3 protein-coding genes and 1 pseudogene are annotated in these 4,827 nt (G+C 66.1%); 2 read left to right on the top strand and 2 right to left on the bottom strand.

Features of this window, described 5'->3' with window-relative positions; genetic code table 11:
- Positions 1–1,707: AAA family ATPase (locus tag ACYP5B_RS36770; protein WP_459572880.1), on the top strand; the 1,707-nt coding region annotated here is incomplete at its 5' end.
- Between the two features lie 23 nt (positions 1,708–1,730).
- On the opposite strand, the gene murI is transcribed toward ACYP5B_RS36770, so the two are convergent.
- Both murI and ACYP5B_RS36760 read right to left on the bottom strand, forming a co-directional pair.
- Positions 1,731–2,543, bottom strand: a complete 813-nt coding sequence (gene murI / locus ACYP5B_RS36765; protein WP_318231380.1) for a glutamate racemase — start codon at positions 2,541–2,543, stop codon at positions 1,731–1,733.
- A 96-nt stretch (positions 2,544–2,639) separates the two neighbouring features.
- Positions 2,640–4,163, bottom strand: a complete 1,524-nt coding sequence (locus ACYP5B_RS36760) for a fumarate hydratase (RefSeq protein WP_318231379.1) — start codon at positions 4,161–4,163, stop codon at positions 2,640–2,642.
- A 169-nt stretch (positions 4,164–4,332) separates the two neighbouring features.
- Here ACYP5B_RS36760 and ACYP5B_RS36755 point away from each other — a divergent pair.
- Positions 4,333–4,827 (top strand): annotated as a pseudogene (locus tag ACYP5B_RS36755) (hypothetical protein); the annotation flags it as partial.

The following is a 4,827-nucleotide window of genomic DNA, read 5'->3' as shown; positions in this document are numbered from 1 at the left end:
GCCTTCCAGATCCTGGCCGGCTTGACCGGCGCGAGCCCGGCCGCCGTGGCGGCCTCGCTGCGGCCGGGCTCGCGCCTGGAGACGCTCAACCTGATCGAGCAGCCCCTGCCCGAGAACAGCGTGACCGATCTGGGCGACCTGATGCGCCTGTCGGATCGGCTGCTGCATGTCCTGCTCGGCAACTATGCGAACGAAGCCGAGATGATGGCGGTGTTCACGCGTCCGGCGGCGGCACCCACGCTTGGCACCGGCGACTATCCGCACGTCGAGACCGATGCGCGCTACCTGTCGGCGTTGCTGGCGAACGCCACGCAGCAGCATGCCTGCGGCGTCAATGTGCTGATCTACGGGCCGCCCGGTACCGGCAAGACCGAGTTCGCGCGGCTGCTGGCGCGTGAGGCCGGCTGCGAGCTGTACGAAGTGGACTGTCTGGACCGCGACGGCAACAGCTTGTCGGGCAAGGATCGCTATCGCTCGCTGCAGGTGTCGCAGGCGTTCCTGCGCGGCCGTCCGCGCACGGCCCTGCTGTTCGATGAAGTCGAGGATGTGTTCCCGGGCAGCGCGCGCGAGCTCACCAGCCTGTTCGGCCAGGAAGACCCGCGTGGCTCGGTGAACGGCAAGGCCTGGGTCAACCAGACGCTGGAACAGAATCCGGTGCCCGTGATCTGGATTTCCAACTCGATTCGCCAGATCGACCCCGCCTACCTGCGCCGATTTCAGTTTCACCTGGAGCTGAAGATCCCGCCGCCGCTGGTGCGCGAGAACATCATCCGCAAGCACCTGGGCGCGCTGGACGTGAGCGACGCCTTTATCGCGTCGCTGGCCGCGCGCAAGACGTTGACGCCGGCACAGGTGCAATCGGCCGCGCGCTTCGTGCAACTGGCGGGCCCGGGCGTGGCGGAGCCGGTGGAGGCGCTGATCGTGCGGCAGCTTGACCATGCCGACCGCGCCATGGGATTGCGCCCGGAAGTGGAAGGGCGCCCGGTGGTGACGCACTACCGGCTTGACTACCTCAACCTGGAAACGCGCTACGAAGTCGGCAAGATCGTGCAGGCGCTCAAGGCGCGGCAGCGCGGCACCCTATGCTTCTACGGGCCGCCGGGCACCGGCAAAACCGCGCTGGCCGAGCACATCGCGGCGGCGCTGGAGCAGCCGCTGATGATCCGGCGCGCCTCCGACCTGATGAGCAAGTACGTGGGGGAAACCGAGCAGCAGATCGCCGCGATGTTCGCGCGCGCGGAGGAAGACGGCGCCATCCTGCTGCTCGACGAAGCCGACAGCTTCATGCAAAGCCGGCAGAACGCCGTGCGCAATTACGAGGTGTCCGAGGTCAACGAGATGCTGCAGGGCATGGAGCGCTTCAACGGCATCTTCGTCTGTACCACCAACCTGTTCGAGCGGATCGACGAGGCTGCGCTGCGCCGCTTCTCGTTCAAGATCCGTTTCCTGCCGCTCAAGGCAGAGCAACGTACGGCGATGTTCATCGAGGAAGCGCTGGATGCCGATCCGCAGCGCATGGACGCCGCCATGCGCGACGAACTGGCGAAGATGGATTGCCTGACGCCGGGCGACTTTGCCACGGTCAAGCGTCAGTGCGTGCTGCTCGGCGAAACGCTGACGCCAGACGAATTCCTGGCGCAGTTGCGCCAGGAGCATGCCGTCAAGCCAGATGTGCGGCAGCACCGGCCGCTGGGGTTCCTGCAATAACCGGAAGCGGGAATGCCGATGCCTCAGTCGAATGCCGGCGCCGGCTCGATCACCAGGGTTTGCGCGGGCGCATCCACATGCAGCAGCGCCGCGGCCATGGCGCGCAGGTGGGCGGCGTCCTTGGTCGAGGTGTAGCGGTCGTTGGGCACCGCATCGGCGCCGGCGGCCATGCCGTGCTCGGCCAGCTTGCGCCGCAGTTGCCGCGCAATGGCGTCGCCGGTATCGACCAGCGTGAGGCGGTCGCCGACCAGTTCGCGCACGGTGCCGGAGAGAAAGGGGTAGTGGGTGCAACCAAGCACCAGCGTATCGGCGCCGGCCTCGAGCATGGGCGACAGGTAGGCGGTGAGTTTCTCGCGCACGGCCGGGCCGTCCACATCGCCTTGCTCGATCAACGGCACCAGCCCGACGCCAGCCTCGCAGAGGAAGCGGCTCTCGCCTTCCAGCGAGGCAAGCAGGCGGCCGAACTTTGCGCTCTTGAGCGTGTTGCCCGTGGCCAGCACGCCTACCACCTTGCTGCGGCTGGCGGCGGCGGCGGGTTTCAGGCCGGGCTCGACGCCGATGATCGGCAGCGCCAGGCGTTCACGCAGCGTGTGGATCGCATGCATGGTCGCGGTGTTGCAGGCGATCACCAGGGCCTTGCAGCCCTGCGCCACCAGCCATTCGCAAACCTGCAGCGTGCGCGCCTCGACAAAGTGCTCGGGCTTCTCGCCATAGGGCGCGTACTTCGAGTCGGCCACGTAGATCAGCGATTCCTGCGGCAGCAGGGCACGGATCTCGCGCAATACGGACAGGCCGCCGAGGCCGGAATCGAAGATGCCGATGGGAGCGTTGTTCACAGGGAGGATCGAGGCAATCAAGAGGTTAGGTAGCAAAAAGCCGGGTCGGAGGACCCGGCTTGTGCAGACAGCATCGCTGTCACGGCGTGGCTCGCGTTACAGCGCAGCGACCGGGATCTTGCCGATCTTGGCTTGCCATTCTGCGGGTCCGGTCTTGTGCACCGAGGTGCCTTCGCTGTCCACGGCCACCGTCACGGGCATGTCCTTGACGTCGAACTCGTAGATGGCTTCCATGCCGAGGTCTTCGAAGCCGACCACCTTGGCGTGCTTGATGGCCTTGGCCACCAGGTAAGCCGCGCCGCCGACCGCCATCAGGTAGGCCGACTTGTGCTTCTTGATGGCCTCGATCGCCACCGGGCCGCGCTCGGCCTTGCCGATCATCGAGATCAGGCCGGTCTGGGCCAGCATCATCTCGGTGAACTTGTCCATGCGGGTAGCCGTGGTGGGGCCTGCCGGGCCGACAGCTTCGTCGCGCACCGGATCGACCGGGCCCACGTAGTAGATCACGCGGTTGGTGAAGTCCACCGGCAGCTTCTCGCCTTTGGCCAGCATGTCGGCGATGCGCTTGTGCGCGGCGTCGCGGCCGGTCAGCATCTTGCCGTTGAGCAGCAGGGTCTGGCCCGGCTTCCACGAGGCGACTTCTGCCGGCGTCAGCGTGTTCAGGTCGACGCGCTTGGAGGTCTCGGTGTTCGGTGCCCACTCGACCTTCGGCCAGGCCGACAGGTCAGGCGCTTCGAGCTTGGCCGGGCCGCTGCCGTCCAGCGTGAAGTGCACGTGGCGGGTGGCCGCGCAGTTCGGGATCATCGCCACCGGCTTGGAAGCCGCGTGGGTCGGATAGCCCATGATCTTGACGTCCAGCACGGTGGCCAGGCCGCCCAGGCCTTGCGCGCCGATGCCCAGCGCATTGACCTTCTCGTACAGCTCGACGCGCATTTCCTCGATCCAGTCCTGCGGGCCGCGAGCGATCACGTCCTGGATGTCGATCGGGTCCATCAGCGATTCCTTGGCCATGACCATGGCCTTCTCGGCGGTGCCGCCGATGCCGATGCCCAGCATGCCCGGCGGGCACCAGCCTGCGCCCATGGTCGGCACGGTCTTGAGCACCCAGTCGACGATGGAGTCGGAAGGGTTAAGCATGACGAACTTCGACTTGTTCTCCGAGCCGCCGCCCTTGGCTGCCACCTGGATGTCCACCGTATTGCCCGGCACCACTTCATAGTGGATCACGGCAGGGGTGTTGTCCTTGGTATTCTTGCGGCCGCCTTCGGGCGGGTTCACGATGGACGCGCGCAGCACGTTGTCCGGGTTGGTGTAGCCGCGGCGCACGCCTTCGTTGATCATGTCCGACAGGCCCATGGTGGCGCCATCCCAGCGCACATCCATGCCGACCTTGACGAAGATCGTGACGATGCCGGTGTCCTGGCAGATCGGGCGCTTGCCTTCAGCGCACATACGGCTGTTGGTCAGGATCTGCGCGATCGCATCCTTGGCCGCGGGACTCTGCTCCAGCTCATAGGCACGGCCCAGGCTGGTGATGTAGTCCATCGGGTGGTAATAGCTGATGTATTGCAGGGAGTCGGCGACGCTCTGGATGAGGTCTTCTTGTTTGATGACAGTCATTTTTGTGGGGAGGACAGTCGAGGGGAAATTCAGCCCGAAATCATACACCTAGCGAGGGGGGGATGCCGGATTGCATGCGCCTGTCGACAGTGCTGCGGGTGCTCTTCGCTACGCATGGCTGGCCGATGCGCATCCCCTGCCGCGAAGTTCCTCCCCCTCCCTGGCACGCTTGCCTTACAGGGCCTTACGGGCCACTAGCAACACCAGCAGCACCAGCAGCACCGCGCCTGGCGCCGATGCGTCCGGCAACGCGGTACAGGCTTTTGTCGGAACGCTGTTCCAGGCACTCGCTGCCCAGGCTGCCGGCACCTCCGCGAGCCAGGGCACGAGCGCTGCGACCAGCGCCGCCAGCACGACGGCCAGCACCGTGGCCAGCGCCACCGGGACCGACGCTACGCAGACCACCCAGGCGCCGGCTGCCGCAACCGGGCATCACCACCATCACCACCAGTACCAGAGCCTCAGCTCGGATCTGTCCAGCCTCGCGCAAGAGGCTGGCGCCAGCACCACTTCGTCCACTGGGACCAGCACGGACAGCGCCAGTAGCTCGGCCTTGTCGACCCTCGAGACGGATTTTTCCGCGCTACAGCAATCCGGTAGCTCGGGATCGAATGTATCCTTGCAGTCGTTCCTGCAGACGCTGTCGGCCAACCTGAGCAGCTGC

The organism is Cupriavidus sp. 8B (assembly GCF_054589115.1).
This window is presented reverse-complemented; position numbering and strand designations above follow the sequence as displayed.